The sequence below is a fragment of the Hyphomonas sp. GM-8P genome (genome assembly GCF_003263315.1).
Lineage (GTDB): Bacteria > Pseudomonadota > Alphaproteobacteria > Caulobacterales > Hyphomonadaceae > Hyphomonas.
Map to the genome: position 1 here is coordinate 51,725 of NZ_AWFE01000059.1, position 17,366 is coordinate 69,090.

21 protein-coding genes and 1 pseudogene are annotated in these 17,366 nt (G+C 60.2%); 11 read left to right on the plus strand and 11 right to left on the minus strand.

Going from position 1 to position 17,366, the window contains the following annotated elements:
- Window positions 1-83 precede the first annotated feature (83 nt).
- A complete protein-coding gene (locus HY26_RS05900; protein ID WP_051600311.1) occupies window positions 84-608 on the plus strand; it encodes a histidine phosphatase family protein in 525 nt (174 codons plus the stop codon).
- A 105-nt stretch (window positions 609-713) separates the two neighbouring features.
- Here the strand turns inward: HY26_RS05900 and HY26_RS05905 are convergent, their stop codons facing one another.
- The 3 genes from HY26_RS05905 to HY26_RS05915 all read right to left on the minus strand — a co-directional run bounded on the left by HY26_RS05905 (window position 714) and on the right by HY26_RS05915 (window position 3,182).
- Window positions 714-1,025 (minus strand): UrcA family protein, encoded by a 312-nt coding sequence (locus HY26_RS05905; protein ID WP_034769407.1) that lies wholly within the window; start codon window positions 1,023-1,025, stop codon window positions 714-716.
- Window positions 1,026-1,135: 110 nt separating this feature from the next.
- Window positions 1,136-1,318, minus strand: a complete 183-nt coding sequence (locus tag HY26_RS05910) for a hypothetical protein (RefSeq protein ID WP_146740183.1) — start codon at window positions 1,316-1,318, stop codon at window positions 1,136-1,138.
- 304 nt (window positions 1,319-1,622) lie between these two features.
- A complete protein-coding gene (locus HY26_RS05915; protein WP_233350932.1) occupies window positions 1,623-3,182 on the minus strand; it encodes an FAD-binding domain-containing protein in 1,560 nt (519 codons plus the stop codon).
- A 451-nt stretch (window positions 3,183-3,633) separates the two neighbouring features.
- Here HY26_RS05915 and HY26_RS05920 point away from each other — a divergent pair.
- From HY26_RS05920 to HY26_RS05930, 3 genes and pseudogenes are all read left to right on the plus strand, one after another.
- Window positions 3,634-4,614, plus strand: a pseudogene (locus HY26_RS05920) (glycosyltransferase family 2 protein); the annotation flags it as partial.
- 308 nt (window positions 4,615-4,922) lie between these two features.
- Entirely contained in the window at window positions 4,923-6,137 is a 1,215-nt protein-coding gene (locus HY26_RS05925; protein ID WP_034769398.1) for an acyl-CoA dehydrogenase family protein, read from the plus strand.
- A 33-nt stretch (window positions 6,138-6,170) separates the two neighbouring features.
- On the plus strand, window positions 6,171-7,307 hold the full coding sequence (locus tag HY26_RS05930) for an acyl-CoA dehydrogenase family protein (RefSeq protein ID WP_034769396.1): 1,137 nt from the start codon (window positions 6,171-6,173) through the stop codon (window positions 7,305-7,307).
- A gap of 79 nt (window positions 7,308-7,386) precedes the next feature.
- Here HY26_RS05930 and HY26_RS05935 read toward each other — a convergent pair whose 3' ends face one another.
- Entirely contained in the window at window positions 7,387-7,809 is a 423-nt protein-coding gene (locus HY26_RS05935; RefSeq protein ID WP_081813227.1) for a DUF2853 family protein, read from the minus strand.
- 178 nt (window positions 7,810-7,987) lie between these two features.
- Window positions 7,988-8,890, minus strand: a complete 903-nt coding sequence (locus tag HY26_RS05940) for an SIMPL domain-containing protein (protein ID WP_034769394.1) — start codon at window positions 8,888-8,890, stop codon at window positions 7,988-7,990.
- A 121-nt stretch (window positions 8,891-9,011) separates the two neighbouring features.
- Between HY26_RS05940 and HY26_RS05945 the strand changes: the two genes are divergently transcribed.
- Both HY26_RS05945 and HY26_RS05950 read left to right on the plus strand, forming a co-directional pair.
- Window positions 9,012-10,604, plus strand: a complete 1,593-nt coding sequence (locus HY26_RS05945; protein WP_034769392.1) for an FMN-binding glutamate synthase family protein — start codon at window positions 9,012-9,014, stop codon at window positions 10,602-10,604.
- 5 nt (window positions 10,605-10,609) lie between these two features.
- On the plus strand, window positions 10,610-11,425 hold the full coding sequence (locus tag HY26_RS05950) for a DUF4105 domain-containing protein (protein ID WP_065382802.1): 816 nt from the start codon (window positions 10,610-10,612) through the stop codon (window positions 11,423-11,425).
- Between the two features lie 72 nt (window positions 11,426-11,497).
- Here the strand turns inward: HY26_RS05950 and bfr are convergent, their stop codons facing one another.
- The 3 genes from bfr to HY26_RS05965 all read right to left on the minus strand — a co-directional run bounded on the left by bfr (window position 11,498) and on the right by HY26_RS05965 (window position 13,101).
- Window positions 11,498-11,986 (minus strand): bacterioferritin, encoded by a 489-nt coding sequence (gene bfr, locus HY26_RS05955; RefSeq protein ID WP_034769385.1) that lies wholly within the window; start codon window positions 11,984-11,986, stop codon window positions 11,498-11,500.
- A 153-nt stretch (window positions 11,987-12,139) separates the two neighbouring features.
- Entirely contained in the window at window positions 12,140-12,340 is a 201-nt protein-coding gene (locus tag HY26_RS05960; protein WP_034769693.1) for a bacterioferritin-associated ferredoxin, read from the minus strand.
- A gap of 53 nt (window positions 12,341-12,393) precedes the next feature.
- A complete protein-coding gene (locus tag HY26_RS05965; RefSeq protein ID WP_051600309.1) occupies window positions 12,394-13,101 on the minus strand; it encodes an O-methyltransferase in 708 nt (235 codons plus the stop codon).
- Between the two features lie 78 nt (window positions 13,102-13,179).
- On the opposite strand from HY26_RS05965, the gene HY26_RS05970 reads away from it, so the two are divergent.
- Window positions 13,180-13,797: a TetR/AcrR family transcriptional regulator gene (locus HY26_RS05970; RefSeq protein WP_034769380.1), complete on the plus strand. Its 618-nt coding sequence runs from the start codon at window positions 13,180-13,182 to the stop codon at window positions 13,795-13,797.
- Here the strand turns inward: HY26_RS05970 and HY26_RS05975 are convergent.
- Both HY26_RS05975 and HY26_RS05980 read right to left on the minus strand, forming a co-directional pair.
- On the minus strand, window positions 13,769-13,996 hold the full coding sequence (locus tag HY26_RS05975; protein WP_034769379.1) for a helix-turn-helix transcriptional regulator: 228 nt from the start codon (window positions 13,994-13,996) through the stop codon (window positions 13,769-13,771). The two genes, HY26_RS05970 and HY26_RS05975, sit on opposite strands and share 29 nt — an antisense overlap.
- A gap of 2 nt (window positions 13,997-13,998) precedes the next feature.
- Window positions 13,999-14,421 carry a hypothetical protein gene (locus HY26_RS05980; RefSeq protein WP_051600308.1) on the minus strand — a complete coding sequence of 141 codons (423 nt, stop codon included), beginning with the start codon at window positions 14,419-14,421 and terminating at the stop codon, window positions 13,999-14,001.
- A 135-nt stretch (window positions 14,422-14,556) separates the two neighbouring features.
- On the opposite strand from HY26_RS05980, the gene HY26_RS05985 reads away from it, so the two are divergent.
- Window positions 14,557-15,522, plus strand: coding sequence for an IS1595 family transposase (locus HY26_RS05985; RefSeq protein WP_065382801.1), 966 nt, complete (start codon window positions 14,557-14,559; stop codon window positions 15,520-15,522).
- Between the two features lie 269 nt (window positions 15,523-15,791).
- Window positions 15,792-16,103 carry a hypothetical protein gene (locus tag HY26_RS05990; protein ID WP_065382800.1) on the plus strand — a complete coding sequence of 104 codons (312 nt, stop codon included), beginning with the start codon at window positions 15,792-15,794 and terminating at the stop codon, window positions 16,101-16,103.
- Between the two features lie 54 nt (window positions 16,104-16,157).
- Here HY26_RS05990 and HY26_RS18990 read toward each other — a convergent pair whose 3' ends face one another.
- Window positions 16,158-16,301, minus strand: coding sequence for a hypothetical protein (locus tag HY26_RS18990; protein WP_158531430.1), 144 nt, complete (start codon window positions 16,299-16,301; stop codon window positions 16,158-16,160).
- On the opposite strand from HY26_RS18990, the gene HY26_RS05995 reads away from it, so the two are divergent.
- Window positions 16,300-16,830 carry a hypothetical protein gene (locus HY26_RS05995; protein WP_139068797.1) on the plus strand — a complete coding sequence of 177 codons (531 nt, stop codon included), beginning with the start codon at window positions 16,300-16,302 and terminating at the stop codon, window positions 16,828-16,830. The genes HY26_RS18990 and HY26_RS05995 overlap by 2 nt on opposite strands.
- 246 nt (window positions 16,831-17,076) lie before the next feature.
- Window positions 17,077-17,310 carry a hypothetical protein gene (locus HY26_RS06000; RefSeq protein WP_197020311.1) on the plus strand — a complete coding sequence of 78 codons (234 nt, stop codon included), beginning with the start codon at window positions 17,077-17,079 and terminating at the stop codon, window positions 17,308-17,310.
- Window positions 17,311-17,366: the final 56 nt, after the last annotated feature.

The window sequence follows — 17,366 nt, forward strand, 5'->3', positions numbered from 1 at the left end:
GCGAAAATGGTGCCTAAGAGAGACTGAGCCAATGAGCGGTGCCTGAAGGTGTCGATCAGAATTTCTAATCTCCGGACCTGCCGATGAAGCGCCTGATCCTGATGCGTCATGCCAAGACCGAACCCTTCGGGGAAGGCATCGACGATTTTGGCCGCGCGCTGACCGATCAGGGGCACAGTGATGCCAAGCGGATCGCCGAGGAAATCGTCGCGCTGGGCTGGAGCCCGGAACGGATCCTCGTCTCCACGGCGCGCCGGGCACGCGAAACCTGCTCGGAAGCGGCACGCGTGTTCGAAGGCGAGAAGGTGCGTCCGATGGAGTCGCTCTATTTGTGCGGCGCGCGGGGCCTTGCCGAAGCGGTGAAGCAGAATGATGGCGCTGGCACGCTGATGGTCATTGGCCACAATCCCGGCATGCATGATTTCGCGCTCGATATCCTGCGCGACGGCGGCAGCCTCGACCACTATGCCTCCCAGCGCCTGGCCGAGAAATTCCCGACCAGCTGTGTCGCCATGTTCGAACGGGAAGATGAAGGCAGCTTCGTGCCTGTGCTTTTCCGCCTGTCGAACGTGCTCCGCGCCAAGGACTACCGCACGGCCACGGCCTGACCTTCCTGCACAAAAAAGCCCCGCCCGGGAGAAACGGGCAGGGCGGGAGAGCGCGGGATACCGGGTTATGGAGAGGCAGGGGGCGCCCGCGAACTTGGTGGCCGCTTATTTGGAGAGCGACGCTGTGTAGGCGGCCGTCAGGTTGTCATTGTCGATGGCTCGGACAGCGCTCTTCACGGTACGGCGCTCACAATAATCCGTTGCGAATTCGACGCCGAACTTCATGTCGCTGCTTTCGGCAACACAACGTTCGCGGATGTCCTGCTTGAGCTTCGCGAAGGCCTGCTCGGCGCCTTCAACGGTCTCCAGGGCGCTGCGATTGATGTCCACGTCCATCTGGAACTGGTCGGACGTGCTGGCGAGGGCCGGCATGGCGGCGATGGAAAGGGCGGTGGCGGCGATAAGGGTGCGGATCATGACGAGAGAGTCCTTCTTGAGAGTTCTGGCTTGAGGGGTGTGAGGAGGGTGGACGGCGCTGCGAGCCAAGAGGGGGGCAAGGCTTTTGTGTGCAGCGCCGTCCTGGCGGCTTAGTGCGTGTCCCGGCGCAGGGAACGACGGCGGCGGCGGACCAGGAGGTTCGGGCGGCCCCGGTCGGCCACATCGTTTGCCGGTCGGGACAGCAGCGTCGGGCTGCCGGTGAAGATGGCGCTTGCCATCGGCGCGGCGGTCGCGGCGATCTCGTGGTCATACTGACGGGCGCGGGGGGTCATATTCGAAAGTCCTTCTTGGTTGTTGTCTTGGCGGGACCATCCCGCCGCCGACATCCTCAAGATAGGACAGGTCTTATCGAAAATCAATACTAAATTATCGAAAAACAATAATTACGAAGAATTTCAAGGTCTTTCGTCTTGTCGAATATCGATATGGTACGCCAAACGGGCCCTTCAAGACCAATTAATTGCGGTTCATGAAAGCCTTTTTGCCGGGAATCGGCGCCAAAACCGGCAAGAACCGGAAAGATTCGGGGGGTGCCAGGCCAGGCTGGCGCTTGAAAGGCCTGCCTGGGCGGACCGTCTAGGCGGACTGGCTTTCCGACGTGGACGGCGGCTGACCGAGATCGAAGCTCAGCTGAACCGGACCCCTGGCGGGTTGGCGGAGTCTGCCAGGCCGCGGCGCCCGGAACGGGAGATCCGCCTGCTTCAGGGCCGTCTGGACCGGTTCAGGCCGGCCGGGATGGCGTACGCTGGCAATCCGCGCGCGGGCTTCACGCGCGGCGGCGACGTGATCGACCATGCGCATCGGATAACTCTGGCCGAAGATCACGCCGGCCCGGGCGAGCTCTGCCTTCGGTGCCTCCCAGGGGGCATGAAGGTAATTGTCAGGCAGGGCCGCCAGTTCCGGCACCCAGCGCCGGATAAAGGCGCCATCCGGGTCGAGCTGCAGCGAGAGCCGGACCGGGTTGTGAACCATCGGCAGGCGCCGGCCGCGCAGGCCAGCCTGGGCAATAATTTGCGGATAATGAATGCCCGGCTCGAAATCGGTGAACAGTGCCGCGAGTTTTTCCGCCGGCAGGCGCCAGTCCATCCAGATCTGGCAGGCGGCGAACCCAATCAGCATGGCCCGCATGCGGAAATTCAGCCAGCCGGTCTCGCGCAAGGCGCGCATGCTGGCATCGATCAGCGGGAAGCCGGTCCGCCCTTCGATCCATGCAGCAAGACGTGGATCGTCTGCTGCGGCTTCCGGGCGGAGGTCTTCGCCGCTGCCAGTCCGGGGCAGGGGACGGTCTTCGAAGGCCTGGATCGACCGGGCGCGCCATTCGAGCCGCTCCAGGAATTCGGCGAGCGAGGCGGCGTAGGTCGTGTCACCATCCTGCAGGAAGGCCGCGCGGGCGCGGGCCGCAGCCTGCCAGGCCTCGCGGACGGACACGGTGCCGAAAGCGAGGTGCGGCGACAGGCGCGAGCCTGCGGTCTCTGCCGTGGCTGGCCGGTCGGCATCCTGCTGGTAGCGGCGTCCGCGTCCGGCGAGGAAGCTCCTCAGCAATTCCACGCCTGCGGTGCGTCCGCCTTTCTGGCGGCCGGCACAGTCATCGGGGCCAAGGCAGAAGTCTTCCGCGATTGGCCATGGGCCCGCAGCCTGTGTCGCCGCGTGGATCGTGTCCGGCGCCTTTATGCGCGGGGCGTTCAGCGTTTCGGTCCAGCGCGCCGTCCAGTCATCATGTTCCTTGAGGCCGCGAAGCACGCCGGGCTGTGACTGCTCGCGCAGCGAGATCCCGGCCTGCACGGCCCAGCGGCGAACGGCCCGGTCCCGTGCCCGCGTCCAGGGCAGGCCGCTTTCCTCATACATGTGAATCGCCTCGATTCCGTGCCGGCGGTGAAGGTCTGCCAGAATGTCCTGCGCGTTACCCCGGCGCACGATCAGCCGGGCACCGCGTTCGGTCAGGGCTTCGTCCAGCTCTGTCAGGGAATCCATCAGGAAGTCGAACTGGCGGCGCGAATGCTCCGGCAGGGCCCAGGCGTCGCGCTCGAATATATAGAGCGGCAGGACCGGCGCACCGCTGGCCACAGCGGCGGCGAGGGCGGCATGGTCATGCACCCTCAGATCGCGACGGAACCAGATGAGATGGACGTTACGCATGGAACAAAAATAGAACATCCGAGGAAGTCTGGCAAGTCCCTTGTTTTTCAGGTGGGTTTTCGAATGGGTAGAGTCGACGGGAGATCCCGACCTGTGGAAATCTCTGTGGATCGCTTCCGGCCGCACGCCGGGCTCTTCTTTGGGGGGAATCCTCTCTCTTTCGGGGCGATTCGTTTCGTTATCGTAACAAATTCAACCTGTGATTTGTGGTGCCGCTGTTAACCAAAGGCTTCATAAGGCTATGGGTGGCGAGGGGTTCAACGGCGGTACTGGCCGCGCACATTTGCGCGCGCCCCTGAGCTGTCCCAAGCCCGATATTCGTCTTGCCCTTGAAGCGGCGCATCAACTGGAACGTCAGGCGCCAGGCCTGTCCGCCCGCCGCACCCTCAATCGGGGCCAGCGTGCATTTTCCATCCGCCTACTGAAGACCTTTGGCGTCCTGACACTGCTCATGCCGGAGCTTGTCGGCCTTCTGGCCGGCGTGATCATCCCACCAATCTTCGTGGCGATCATCCTGTTCCGCCTGTTCCTGTTGATCGTGGCGGCCCGGCTCAGCCGGGAGGACCTGCCGGACGATAGCGGCGCGACCCCCTTGTTGCCGGTCTACACGATCCTCATCGCGTTGAAGAACGAAATTGCGGTCATGCCCCAGCTGGCAAGGGCCGTGGCCGCGCTCGACTATCCGAAGGACAGGATCGACCTCAAATTGCTGGTCGAAGAGACAGACGTGCGCACCCAAAGGGCCGTCCGCGCACAGGTCTGGCCTATGGGCACGGAGCTGCTGGTGGTTCCGGCGGGCCAGCCGCAGACCAAGCCGCGCGCGCTCAATTACGGCCTCGCCCGGGCGAGGGGGACTTATGTTGTCGTCTACGATGCCGAAGACCGTCCCCACCCAGGCCAGCTGAAGGCGGCGGTCCGCGCTTTCAATGCCCAGAATACCGAGCTTGCCTGCGTGCAGGCGCCGCTGGTTGGTACGCCGGCGAAAGGCAGCTGGATCGCGCGGCAATGGGCGCTGGAATATGCGATCCAGTTCAGCCTACTGGTGCCGGCGCTGGCCTGGCTCGGCTTGCCTGTGGTGCTCGGCGGGACAAGCAATCACTTCCGCCGCACGTCTCTGGTCGCTGCGGGCGGCTGGGATGCATGGAATGTGACCGAAGATGCGGACCTTGGCCTGCGCCTCGCGCGACTCGGGCACCGGGTCGGCGCGATCCGCTCTCCGACACTCGAGGCACCACCCGAAACGGGAAGCGTATGGCGGGCCCAGCGTTCAAGATGGCTGAAAGGGTATATGCAGACCTGGCTCGTGCTGATGCGTGGGCGAACCGAAATTCGCGGCCTGAGGCCGGTCGATTTCTTTTCTGTCCAGATGACGCTCGGCGCAGCGATCCTGTCGGCAATGGTCCATGGTCCCTGGGCCGTGTGGTGTCTCACCTGCTTTCTGCTTCCCGGCGTATCCCTCGGCGTTTTCGGGCTCAGCGCCCTCGGCCTGTCGTTTTTCACCGGCGCCCTGTCGGCCAGCCTGGCCCCTGGCCGCTGGAGCTGGCAGCGGGTTGGCGACATCCTGACCCTGCCGCTTTACTGGCCCCTCCAGACCTTCGCCATGATACGCGCCCTCTGGAGCCTCGCCCGCACGCCGCACTACTGGGCCAAGACACCGCATATCTGACCTAGCGGTAGCGCTTGGCTCAGCCGCTGCAGGGGAATAGGGTCTCACCTGTCATATCTGATAGGGAGACCGCCATGGCCGACACTGCCGTCGACGAGCTCGAGACCTTCCGCGCTGAAACGCGCAGCTGGCTTGAGGAAAACTGCCCACCCTCCATGCGCACGCCAATGAAGGACGACGAAATCGTCTGGGGCGGCAAGCGGGAGAAGTTCAAGAACCCGGAATCCAAAGTCTGGCTGGAACGGATGGCCGAAAAGGGCTGGACCGCGCCGCAATGGCCGAAGAAATATGGCGGCGGCGGGCTCTCCCCGGCCGAGGCCCGTGTGCTGCAGCAGGAGATGAGCCGCATCAAGGCGCGCCAGCCGCTGTTCTCGTTTGGCCTCTGGATGTTCGGCCCGGCCCTCCTTGAGTTCGGCAATGAAGAACAGAAGATGCGCTTCATCCCGGACATCATTCATGGCCGCACCCGCTGGTGCCAGGGCTATTCAGAGCCGGGCGCCGGCTCTGATCTGGCTGACCTGCAGACCCGCTGCGAAGACAAGGGCGATCATTACCTGATCAACGGCCAGAAGGTGTGGACCTCCTACGCCGACAAGGCCGACTGGATCTTCTGCCTGGTGCGGACCGACACGAGCGTGAAGCATGAAGGCATCAGCTTCATCCTGTTCGACATGGAAAGCCCCGGCGTCGAAGCGCGCCCGATCCTGCTGATCTCGGGCGAAAGCCCGTTCTGCGAAACCTTCTTCACTGATGTGAAAGTGCCGAAGGACCAGCTGGTCGGCGAAGTGAATGGCGGCTGGCAGATCGCCAAGCGCCTGCTGCAGTTCGAACGCTCCTCGATTTCCGCCGGCGGTTTTGGCGGTACGGGCGGTTCCGGCATCATGGGGCCGGAAGACTATGCCAAGCAGCATATCGGCACAGACAGCGATGGCCGTCTTCTCGATGGCGACCTGCGCGGCCGCATCACCGATCACAAGATGTACGCCAAGGCCTTCAGCCTGACCGTCCAGCGCCAGGCTGAACAGGCCAAGGCCGGGCAGGCCGTCAGCCATACCGCGTCCATCCTGAAATACGGCGCGGCCAAGATGAACCAGGACCGTCACGAGCTTCTGATCGAGGCACTCGGCACTGAAGGGCTCGGCTGGGAAGGGGAGGGCTTTGACCCGACCGCCAAGAAAGTCACCCGCCAGTGGCTGCGCTCGAAGGGTAACTCCATCGAAGGCGGCACCAGCGAAATCAACCTCAACGTCATCTCCAAGCGCGTGCTTGGCCTGAAAGACCATCAGTAAGCCGACGGCAGAAGATTACAGGAGATATACAACATGACCTTCCTTCTGACCGAAGATCAGGAAATGCTGCGTGACACCGCCATGGCGTTCGCACGTGATGAACTGCCGGTGACGCATCTGCGTGCACTGCGCGACAGCGGTGCCAATGGCAAGGACCCGGCAACCCGCCAGAAACTGGCAGAGCTTGGCTTCTTTGGCGTGATCGTGCCGGAAGAACCGGGCGGCGAACATTTCGGCCTGGTTGGCCTGGGCCAGATCCTTGAGGCGCAGGGCCGCACGCTGGCTGCCACGCCGCTGCTGCAAACCGCGCTGATCGGCGCCAGTGCGATCCAGCTCGGCGGCACGCCGGCACAGCAAGCCGAATGGCTTCCGAAGATCGCCGGCGGCGACGTGACTTTCGCGCTCGCTCTCGACGAGAGCGCACACTTCAATCCGCTGAACGTCGCCACCGAAGCCGAACGCAACGGACAAGGCTACACGATCAATGGCGAGAAGCGCTATGTACCGGACGGCCATCATGCCGACATGCTGATTGTCGTCGCGCGGACCTTCGGTGAGGCTGGTGACCGTCACGGCCTGTCGCTGTTCCTTGTTCCGGCTGATGCCAAGGGCGTCTCCATCCAGGAGCTGAAGACGGCGGACAGCCATGGCGCCGCGCACATCACCTTCACGGATGTGATGGTGGGCGAAGGCGCACTGATCGGTGCAGCCGATGAAGGTGCAGACGTTCTGGAGCCGGTGCTGGACCGGGCCGCGATCGGACAGGCGGCAGAAATGCTGGGCTCCGCGCAGGCCGCGTTCGACATGACGCTGGAATACCTGCAGAGCCGCAAACAGTTCGGCCAGTTGATTGGCTCGTTCCAGTCTCTGCAGCACCGCGCCGCAAAGATGTTCACCGAGCTGGAGATGACGCGGTCCTGCGTCGCGGCGGCCCTGTCAGCTGTCGATGAAGGCAAGACCAATGTTGCCGAACTCGCCAGCCTCGCAAAAGCGAAAGCCAGCGAGCTGGTGCATCTTGTCTCGAACGAATGTGTCCAGATGCATGGCGGTATCGGCATGACCGATGTGGCAGATCCTGGTCTCTACATGAAGCGCGCCCGCGCGCAGGAAGCGATGTATGGCTCGGCCAGCTGGCACCGCGATCGCTATGCGAAGCTGAACGGGTACTAAGCCAGACGGCCAACGCGAGGCAAAAGAAAGCCGGGCGCAGCGAAAGCTGGCCCGGCTTTTTCCGTTTCCGGAAGACTGCTTATTTCAGAGCAGAACCTTTGCGCAGAGCTTTTGCGACGAGGTAGTAGACAACCGGACGGTGCTTGGCGCGAACCGAACGGCCATACTTCTCGATCGCTTCGGCAAGCGCCGCATCAGCCTTGGCTTCGTCAGTGACGCCAAGCTTCTTCGCGATGAAGGTTTTCTTGATGCGGGCCATTTCGTCTTTCGACGAAGCGGCGACCGTTGCGGAGTCGGATTTGTAGATGGCCGGGCCGCAAGCCTTCACGGCGCCTTCGAGAAGCGCCATGTCCGGACGAGCTTCACCAACCTTCTCTTTGAGGTCGGCGACATACTTCTCCATCAGGACTTCTTTTTTCGACGGCTCTTTTGCCGGCTTGGTCACTGCCGGAGCAGCGGCCTTTTTCGGCGCCGCTGCTTTTTTCTTGGTAGCTTTTGCCATGGGAGTGTCTCCTCTATGGGCCCGACGGACGGGCGTGTTTTCAGATTACGCAGCACTGTTCACGAATCAAAACGAAACGCAAAACACCCAAGCCACGATTTCCACAAGGAAACAACCCTTGGCGACCATGAATCGCGCAGGCGCACGTATTTTTATTTAATCCGTACTCGGATTTGCATCAGTTCCCGACTGCGTAGATCATGCAGACGCTCGACGATATGCTCAGTTTTGGCAGATCAGATGGAAGGTTCAGCGCATCGATGTCTTCCTGCGTGATCTGAACTTCCTTGTTGCCGATCTTCTGCGCTGTCACGATGATGCTTTCGTTCCGCATGCCGGCTTCAGCGGCAGGTGCTGCAACCATGTTGCGTGAGCGATCATGATAATCGCTGTTCACGCCTGCAGAAGTGGTCCAACGCCCAAGACAAGGGCCATTGCCTTCCTGCACCGCCAGCAGTTTCCCGAGCTTCGAACCGGACGCTTCTGCCGTTGCCTTTGCGCGCGCAGATCCATCGGCGACCGCGGCTTCATAAGCTGCAAGGTTCAGTTCTGTTGTCGCTTCGAGATAGGTTCTCAGCGGTGTTGAGGTTTCCGGGCTTAGCGCGAGCACCGCGGCGCGGGCTTCACCCGCTACAGATATGTCTTCGATCACAACACTCAAAGACGCTTCCGCCTCGTAGCCGACAACCTTGTCCGGACGGTCGTTCTCGATCTTGTAGCCATCCTTGTCGCGGTATTGTTCGTAGTAGGGGGCGACCGACACGGAGGATTGCACGATGGCCTTGTCACCCGCGATCTTCTTCACAGTGTCGTAAGCGAGCCTTGCGCGTTGCACGGCAAGTTTCATTGCATCTTCGGCATCCTTGTCGGTTTCCAGATAGGTGACCGAAAAGGAAGCTCTGTTGGGCGCGACCTGCATGTTCGCGCGCCCGATGGATTCAATCACCGGCATGCGCGTCCAATAGGGCGTCACATAGACATCTTCCTGATAGTCGCGCCCGCCTGTCGGTGAGGTGGATTGAGCAACTGCAACCGGGGCGGCCAGGATGAACAGGGCGGCGAGAGGCAGGACGGGTTTCATAGATGATCCTTTTATGCAGAAGGGGGGCATCTCGTCTCCCCTGAGTGGAAGTCTTTCACACAAGAGCGGACACCGCTAGGCTCGCAAGAATAGGGAAGCGGTTGGGAGGCGCCGGAAGCTCATGTCACGTTATTCGGTCTTGATCATCGTCGCGCTGGTTTTTGCGGCAGGTATTTATTTCTGGCCGACAGGCGCGGTTGCACAAAGCACCGCCATCATTGCCGGCCTCATCACATTGCTTGGCATATCGGATTTGATCCAGCGGCGGCACACGCTGTGGCGTAACTATCCGCTGCTGTCGCGCGTGCGCTGGCTGGCAGAAGAGATGCGGCCGTTCCTGCGCTCCTACATTGTGGAGAGCGAGACGGAAGGCAAACCCTTCAATCACGAAGAACGCTCGATGATGTACCGGCGCGCGAAAGACGTCACGTCTGTCGAACCGTTCGGCAGTCATCTGGAGATCGATCGTCCGCCTTATGAATGGCTAGCCCACTCAATGGCCGCGGTGCATTGCGATGAAACAGACCCGCGTGTGACGGTGGGTGCGCCGGGCACGTCAAAGCCATACTCGGCAAGCGTCTTCAATATCTCGGCAATGAGTTTCGGATCACTCGGCGCCCACGCCATCGAAGCCTTGTCGACGGGCGCGAAGAAAGGCGGCTTCTATCACGACACGGGCGAAGGCTCCGTCTCGCGTTATCACCGCAAGGGCGGGGCGGATCTCGTCTGGGAACTTGGCTCCGGCTATTTCGGCTGCCGCACATCTGACGGCAGTTTCGATCCGGAGCGGTTCAAGGACGTCGCCGCCGACCCGCAGATCAAGATGATCGAGATCAAGCTTAGCCAGGGTGCAAAGCCTGGCCATGGTGGCGTGCTGCCCGGGGCGAAGGTGACAGAAGCCATCGCAGAGGCGCGTGGCATCAAGGTCGGTGAGACCTGTGTGTCGCCACCTGCGCATTCGGCCTTCTCGACACCGATCGAAATGATGGAGTTCGTGGCCAAGCTGCGCGAGCTGTCCGGCGGCAAGCCGGTCGGCGCAAAGTTCGCCGTCGGCAATCGCTGGGAAGTGCTGGCGCTCTGCAAGGCGATGCTGAAGACCGGCGTCCTCCTGGACTTCATGGTCGTCGATGGCGGGGAAGGCGGCACGGGCGCGGCACCAGCGGAATTCCTGGATCATGTCGGCGCACCGCTGCGCCAGGGCCTCGTTCTGACACGAAACGCTTTGGTCGGAACGGGCCTGAAGGATGAAGTGCGTCTTGCCTGTTCGGGCAAACAGGTCAGTGCCTTTGCGATTGCGTCTTCCATGGCACTCGGTGCCGACTGGGTGAATTCGGCGCGGGGCTTCATGTTCTCACTCGGCTGTATTCAGTCGCTGAACTGCCACAACAATCGCTGCCCGACCGGTATCGCGACGCAGGATCCGACACGCCAGCACGGGCTGGACGTTGCGGACAAGGCCGTGCGTGTCGCAAACTTCCACCGCAATACCGTCAAAGCGCTGATGGAAGTGGTCGGCGCGGCAGGCTGCAAGCATCCGGGCGAACTGACACCGCGCCACATCATGCACCGGGTGACGGAAGACATCGTCCGCCCCGCGGACGAAGCATATGATCTTCTCCATCGCGGCCAGCTGCTGGCCGACGCGGCCGGCACGCACCTCGCCAGCGAATGGGCGATGGCGCAGGCAGACAGTTTCAAACCGGCAGGCTATTAGCGCCGGTGCGCTGGATCTCTCCGTTCCTTGTGGCAGCGCTTGCGGCGTTCGGCGTCTTCCTGCTGGCCGTTGTCACCAAGCAGCCGCGGCATGACCGGAACTGGTATCCGCATCTCTCGCGCCTGCCGCATGTGGAACTTCAGGACGGCACTTTCTCCATCGCGCCTTATGGTGACTGGACGTATACAGAAAATGATTCGGACGAAATGGTGTGGAGCGCGGTGCCGCCGTATCGCATTTCGGATGTGCGCCGTGTCTGGTTCGTGATGGAGCCGCATCCGGGCCTCACCGTCATGGCGCATACTTTCGTCATGTTCGAATTCGGGGAAGGGGATCTTGTCGGCCTCACCATCGAGGCGCGCAAGGAAACGCGCGAAACCTATTCGGCGTTTCGCGGCACCTTCAACAAGTTCGAGCTCATGTACTACTGGGCAAGCCCGAGGGATTTGATGACCCGCCGCGCGGTGATGATGGACCGGGAGCTCTACATGTATCCGCTGGCGCTCAGCCAGGCGGAAGCGGAAGCCTATCTTACCGCGCTGCTGGAGAAGACGGTCTCCATCGAACAGCGCCCGCGTTTCTACAACACGCTGACGTCCAACTGCACGAACGAACTCGCCAAGGCAGCGGACATTCCCTGGCACCCGGCTTTCATCCTGACAGGCGACGCCGATCGGGCGCTGTACCTGCGGAAGCGTATCTCAGGTGAGGGCCGTTTCGAGGAGGTGCACGCAAAGGCGAGGGTCGATGCCTGCGTGCGGGAGAATGCGTCACTGCCTCAGGCGGCGTTCAATGCCGCACTGGTCGCCTGCGCGGAATGAAAAGAGGCGCCCCGGGAGGCGCCTCTTCATGGTCTATTGATGGTGTATACATTGGATTGTTCATGTGGCCGGTCAGCCTTCTGGCGACGCGTTCGCCTCGGACTGGAGCATGGTGTAGCGCTCGATCCCGATCCGCTCGATCAGTTCGAACTGGGTCTCGATATAGTCGACATGCTCTTCCTCATTGTGGAGGATTTTCCCGAACAGGTCGCGGCTGACATAGTCCTGAACCGACTCGCTGTAGGCCATGGCCTCGCGCAGCAGCGGGATCGCCGCGTTCTCGAGTTTCAGGTCGCATTCCAGGATTTCCTGGACGTTCTCGCCGATGTGCAGCTTGCCGAGATCCTGCAGATTCGGCAGGCCACCAAGGAACAGGACGCGCTGGATCAGCCAGTCAGCATGCTCCATTTCCTCGATCGATTCCTTGTATTCCTTGTCGCCGAGCTTCGAAACGCCCCAGTCGTGCAGCATCCGCGAGTGCAGGAAATACTGGTTGATGGCGGTGAGCTCGTTCTTCAGCGCCTTGTTCAGGTATTCGATGACCTTCTTGTCGCCTTTCATGGGAGAGCTCCTTCAATCGGTTACGTGAATATACTTAGCAGATAGGCCGATTGGGCCTGCGCCGCAAGAAAAATCCAATTAAATCAATTGCATATGAGAGTGCGAAACAGTCTCAGACTGTTCCGGAAAATCCAGCAATACCAGAAGGTTGCCCTATTCGGCGGCCATCAGCGACGGGGCGGGCCCGCGATCAATTTCAGTGTCCGCGATCATTTCGCCGATCGAGGACCGGCATTTGCCGCACTGGAACCGGCAGCCATGATGTGCCTGCACAGCCTTCGGGCTGTCCGCACCGGCCTCTACGGCCGCGCGCACGCTCTTGCAGTTCAGGGCATTACAGACGCAAATGATCATGAGAACCATTTGCAATCACTGCGAATGATTGTCAATACGGATTTTTACGTGGCTCAGTGCGCCTTCCGACAGATCGACATCGACACGCCGCTGCCGATGTCCAGGATCGTCGTCTCATAGCCGTTCGAAGTGTCTGAAATATAGTCCACAAAGGGCCTCAACGTCTTGCGGAAGGATTTGATATTGTCCGCAAAGATGACGGCGCCAGGCGCGAGTTTCGGCTCCATCAGCTTTAGCAAAGGAATGTAGAGATCCTTCCAGCCGTCGAGGAAGAGGAAGTCGACTGGTCCTTCCAGCGGGGCGAGGCTTTCCAGCGCATCGCCTTCGCGAATGTCCGACCAGCGCGACAGGCCGGCCTCGTTCAAATTCGCCAGCGCGACCTGCGCCTTGGCGCTGTCCTTCTCGGTCCCTGTGAAGAAACCGCCGGTCTCCCGCGCGGCGGCAGCCAGGTAGATGGAGGAAATGCCGTAGGACGAGCCGAATTCGACGATGTTCCGGGCGCCGCGCGACAGGGCCGTCAGGTACATGAAGCGGCCGAACTCTTCCGACACCGGGATGAAGGCCTTGGAGAGATAGGGCTCTGCCGCTTCGAAGGTCGAGCGGCCTGTGAACTTGCCGGAGATGATCGCGGGCAGGGCGCGGGCAAACACCAGCGCATCCCGGCCGGAGGCCTGCTTGTGCAGCTGTTTCAGCGTGTGCGCGATGTTGGCATCGTTCAGGCCGCTGTTCGTGTGGCCGGTATTCCTGCAATCGAAAGGCATGGGGCTTTCCTTTCCTGTCTAAAGCACCTACCGTCTAAAAATATGAGTAATAGCTCATATTGAAACTCGCATTTGCCCATGACCCAGACCACCATCCCCAGGCCCAGAAAATCACCAGTACAGGCCCGCTCCGCCGCGACAGTGGATGCGATCCTGGAAGCGGCGGCTCGCATTCTCGAAAGCGAGGGATTCGACGGCTACACGACCAATGCCATCGCAAAGCGGGCGGGCGTGTCCATCGGATCGCTCTACCAGTACTTCCCCAACAAGGACGCGGTCACGGCGGCCCTCGTCATGGCGGACGCGATGCAACTGCACGACAATGTCTATGCGGCGGCCGAGGCGACCGCCGGGCAGGATTTCCGGGTGCAGCTGAATGCGCTGATCGATGTGGTCGTGGCTCACCAGCTTGACCGGCCGGCGCTGGCCCGCCTGATCGATGTGGAAGAGCATCGGCTGGCGGCCGATCCGGAGCTGGAGGCCAAGCACGACTCCGTGCTGGCGCTGATCCGGGAGCTTCTCGTTGCCAACCGGATCGACCTGCCGTTTGACCTCGATGTGGTGGCGAAGGATCTGTTCGGCATGGTGCACGGCATGTGCGACTTTGCCGGGGATTATGGCGAAACAGATCCGGACCAGTTGAAGGCCCGCATCCGCCACGCCGTGCTCAGCTATCTCGGGGTTCCAGCCAGCTGAACACGTCCTCTAGGCCGACGCCGAACACGCGCGAAATCCGGAAGGCGCTTTCGAGGGAAGGGGAGTAACGGCCCTGTTCGATGGCGATCACGGTCTGGCGGGTCACGCCGATCGCTTCGGCGAGGGCGGCCTGGCTCATATTGTCATGCTGCTCGCGCAGCTCACGGATACGATTCCCAATGGGGGGGCGCTTGGCCATGGTTAAACGCCTCTGCGGAACAGGAAGATCTGGAAGGCGTATTCCGCGATCTGGCTGGCCATCAGCGCGCCGAAGATGATGTGGAACAGGAGGTTTCCGTCATGCAGCCAGCTGAAATGCCAGAGGCCTGCGACGGCGCCCACGGCCAGGACATAGCCCGACCAGTGCCCCGCCTTGTCGAGGATCGCCCGTTCGCGCTCGTCGGCTGGCGCTTCGGCTTCCTTTCCGGCGCTGCTGGCGATGATCACGTTGACGAGGATGGAGGCCAGTATGACCAGAATGATGTAGCCGATCACGAACCGCATGTTCGGCGCAGCCGTCTCGCCCAGCGCCTCAGACAGGCCGATGACCCGCTGGAAATACCAGATCCCGGCAGCAATCAGGATGGCGCCCATGGCCCAGGCGGTTTTCTCACGGAATGACATTGTGCGTCCCTTTCGATGTCAAAAATATCTTACACACCATGTAGTAAAACATTATTGACATGTCAAAAATTTCGGACATTATATACTTGACAAAGCAGATGCTAATTCGTAATTTCCGGGCATAGGAGTTGCCCGATGACTGTTTCACTGACCGATCCGATCTTCCAAGACGCCGACAAGGCCCGCGAACATCTGGAAGCACAACGCTGGCCGGAAGGCCCGGTCTGCCCGCATTGTGGATGCACGGGTGAGGAACACATCACGGCCATCAAGGGCGCCCGTTCCCGCCCGTCTGCGGCTCACCCAGAGGGTGTTGAGCGCAAGGGCCTCTACCAGTGCAATGCGTGCCGCCAGCAGTTCACCGTGACTGTGGGCACTGTCTTCGAGCGCTCCAAGGTTCCGCTGAACAAGTGGCTGCTGGCCACCTTCCTCCTCTCCTCCTCCAAGAAGGGCATGTCTGCGCATCAACTGCACCGCATGCTTGGTGTGACCTACAAGACGGCTTGGTTCATGTTCCACCGCATCCGCGAAGCCATGCGCGACGGCGATGATGGGTACAAGGATGGCGGCCTAGGTGGCCCCGGCAAGACGGTTGAGGCTGACGAAACCTACGTTGGCGGCAAGCAGAAGAACAAAGCCTTCAAGGATGTTCCGCCGAAGAAGGTGGTCATCTCCCTTGTCGAGCGTGGCGGCAAAGTCCGTTCAACCCATGTGGCGACCGTGACCAGCGACACGCTGAAGAAAGTTCTGTTCGAGCAGGTCAGCCGCAAGTCAGAGCTTATGACTGACAGTGCGCAGTATTATCGCCCTCTGGGCTGGCAGTTCGCACGCCACCGCACCGTCAATCATTCGATCAATGAGTATGTGCGCGGCGATGACCACACCAACACGATTGAGTCCTTCTTCGGCATCCTGAAGCGCGGGATCATGGGCTCCTATCACCATGTCTCGCCGGAACACCTGAAGCGCTACCTCGCTGAGTTCGACTTCCGCTATAACTACCGCAAGGAAACGGACACTGTGCGCTACAGCGCGGCCCTGAAGGGCATCTCTGGCAAGCGCCTGACCTATCGGCGGATTGGTGAACTCGGAGCCGCCTAAGCCGGTCGTGCTGCGTTACTCGAAGAAAAAGAAACGCGTACGACGCAATCGATAGCTTGTGGACAGACAGAACAAAAGTGAACGCCACTCTGGTGGCGAACAAGGAATCGTGTCTGGGTAGAAGCTCCGCGCGGGTCTAGCCACCCGCGCGGGTCTAGCCACCCGCGCGGAGTAACAGCAACCGCATGGAGCGCGATCTGCCGTGAACAAGGTTCCTTCTTTCAGAGTCTCGGAATCCGGTCAATCGCCTCCGCATAGGGGAGGTCAAAATGACCCTCAATTACCGCTATTGGATTACCTTTCGTCTTAAGCAAAACGCCACGTGGAACGCACGTTACTCAGCACTGATTGCTGCTCTGAATCGAATTGGGTCAAACTTCTGGAATGAGCCCACATCTTTCGTGGCGTTCGATTCGGTGCACTTGATTGATGCGGTGGCCAACAGCCTCAAAACCGCAATTGATCCCACTACCGATATTTTGCTTCTGGTGCTCTCGGACACTGAGAAATGCCGATACATCGGCACGCCAGAAAATCTCAGTGCATTCAAGCATCAGTTTCCTTTCGCAAAAAAGGTCTGATGCACATCAATGGGTACCCTCAGGATACGAGCGGCCCAAAACAGTATGGAAAGCCTAACGCTTTTCATGCCGGTCACCTTTCGGCGCGGGCTTCGGTCCGCGCCCCTTCTTCTTCATCTCCTCATGCGGCTTTGGCTTCTTTTTCATCATCCGCTTGAGGGTTTCATTGAACTGCTTTTCTTCAGTGGTACCCGCCATGACAACTTTCACTTCTGTTACTGACAAATTCGCCCACCAAATAGGTATGGGCGTCATGACTTACGGCCAACTTGAAAACGATTTGCGCACCTTATTTTGCTTGATGGCGAATATCGATTTTCAGACCGGAATGCGCATTTGGAGCGCTATGGAGTTCCGCCCCCAAAGGGACGTACTGCAATCTCTGTCAGTTCTCAAATTGGATGGCAATCCCATGCAAGGTGAATTTGGGAGGGTTATTGGTGAAGTGAAGAAAGCCAACAACACTCGCAACAAACTGTCCCATTGGTCATGGGCAAAAGATGCCAACACAGAAGAAATGATCTGGATCAGTATAGACAACAGAACCGGCTTCAAGGTGCGCTTTGAAGAAAAAACCTATAACTCACTCGTTGAGGACATAAACCAAATTGGCCGCGCCCGAACTGCTGTTAGAGCACTGACCGAAAAGATCAAACCTGAAGTCGATGCATGGCACGAAAAACATCGCGAATCATATCCGGAAGCTCCTGGTCATGAAGCGGGATAAGCGGATCTGAATACTGATGATTGAGGTAGGCAGCCACACCCGCCTCAATCATCTCTTGAGTAATTTCAATTTCTTGTACCGGCCTGTCTTTCTCAGTAGTCATTTCTGGGCCTGCTTTGTCAAGTATATAATGTCCAAAATTTCTTACACGAATTTTCGCGCCGGGAATCCACTCCGGCGGGTTAGTGTTTGAGCAAAGGGAGGTTCCGTCCTAGGCTGAAGGTCCTGAAAAGGAGGGAGGAATACATGTCCAACGATGCTGCAGCCGGCACAATGATGATTGTGGTCGGTGTCGTTTATCTGGCGATGATTATCCTGTTTATCGTCGCCTACTGGAAAATCTGGAGCAAGGCGGGGTTCAACGGAGCCTGGTCGCTGCTCATGCTGGTACCACTGGTCAATCTGATCGCTTTTCTGTATCTGGCCTTTGCCGAGTGGCCCATTCACAAGCGTCTCGCCAACCCGAGCACGTTTAACTGAGGCCAGACACCAAACCGCTTTACCGGTAGCCGGCGTTCGCAAGACGCGACCGTCGG

What these genes read in the sequence shown, in the direction of transcription:
- HY26_RS05900 (WP_051600311.1), top strand. Translation starts at nt 84, where the DNA reads ATGAAGCGCCTGATCCTGATGCGTCATGCCAAGACCGAACCCTTCGGG.
- HY26_RS05905 (WP_034769407.1), bottom strand. Translation starts at nt 1,025, where the DNA reads ATGATCCGCACCCTTATCGCCGCCACCGCCCTTTCCATCGCCGCCATG.
- HY26_RS05910 (WP_146740183.1), bottom strand. Translation starts at nt 1,318, where the DNA reads ATGACCCCCCGCGCCCGTCAGTATGACCACGAGATCGCCGCGACCGCC.
- HY26_RS05915 (WP_233350932.1), bottom strand. Translation starts at nt 3,182, where the DNA reads ATGCGTAACGTCCATCTCATCTGGTTCCGTCGCGATCTGAGGGTGCAT.
- HY26_RS05925 (WP_034769398.1), top strand. Translation starts at nt 4,923, where the DNA reads ATGGCCGACACTGCCGTCGACGAGCTCGAGACCTTCCGCGCTGAAACG.
- HY26_RS05930 (WP_034769396.1), top strand. Translation starts at nt 6,171, where the DNA reads ATGACCTTCCTTCTGACCGAAGATCAGGAAATGCTGCGTGACACCGCC.
- HY26_RS05935 (WP_081813227.1), bottom strand. Translation starts at nt 7,809, where the DNA reads ATGGCAAAAGCTACCAAGAAAAAAGCAGCGGCGCCGAAAAAGGCCGCT.
- HY26_RS05940 (WP_034769394.1), bottom strand. Translation starts at nt 8,890, where the DNA reads ATGAAACCCGTCCTGCCTCTCGCCGCCCTGTTCATCCTGGCCGCCCCG.
- HY26_RS05945 (WP_034769392.1), top strand. Translation starts at nt 9,012, where the DNA reads ATGTCACGTTATTCGGTCTTGATCATCGTCGCGCTGGTTTTTGCGGCA.
- bfr (WP_034769385.1), bottom strand. Translation starts at nt 11,986, where the DNA reads ATGAAAGGCGACAAGAAGGTCATCGAATACCTGAACAAGGCGCTGAAG.
- HY26_RS05960 (WP_034769693.1), bottom strand. Translation starts at nt 12,340, where the DNA reads ATGATCATTTGCGTCTGTAATGCCCTGAACTGCAAGAGCGTGCGCGCG.
- HY26_RS05965 (WP_051600309.1), bottom strand. Translation starts at nt 13,101, where the DNA reads ATGCCTTTCGATTGCAGGAATACCGGCCACACGAACAGCGGCCTGAAC.
- HY26_RS05970 (WP_034769380.1), top strand. Translation starts at nt 13,180, where the DNA reads ATGACCCAGACCACCATCCCCAGGCCCAGAAAATCACCAGTACAGGCC.
- HY26_RS05975 (WP_034769379.1), bottom strand. Translation starts at nt 13,996, where the DNA reads ATGGCCAAGCGCCCCCCCATTGGGAATCGTATCCGTGAGCTGCGCGAG.
- HY26_RS05980 (WP_051600308.1), bottom strand. Translation starts at nt 14,421, where the DNA reads ATGTCATTCCGTGAGAAAACCGCCTGGGCCATGGGCGCCATCCTGATT.
- HY26_RS05985 (WP_065382801.1), top strand. Translation starts at nt 14,557, where the DNA reads ATGACTGTTTCACTGACCGATCCGATCTTCCAAGACGCCGACAAGGCC.
- HY26_RS05990 (WP_065382800.1), top strand. Translation starts at nt 15,792, where the DNA reads ATGACCCTCAATTACCGCTATTGGATTACCTTTCGTCTTAAGCAAAAC.
- HY26_RS05995 (WP_139068797.1), top strand. Translation starts at nt 16,300, where the DNA reads ATGACAACTTTCACTTCTGTTACTGACAAATTCGCCCACCAAATAGGT.
- HY26_RS18990 (WP_158531430.1), bottom strand. Translation starts at nt 16,301, where the DNA reads ATGGCGGGTACCACTGAAGAAAAGCAGTTCAATGAAACCCTCAAGCGG.
- HY26_RS06000 (WP_197020311.1), top strand. Translation starts at nt 17,077, where the DNA reads ATGTCCAACGATGCTGCAGCCGGCACAATGATGATTGTGGTCGGTGTC.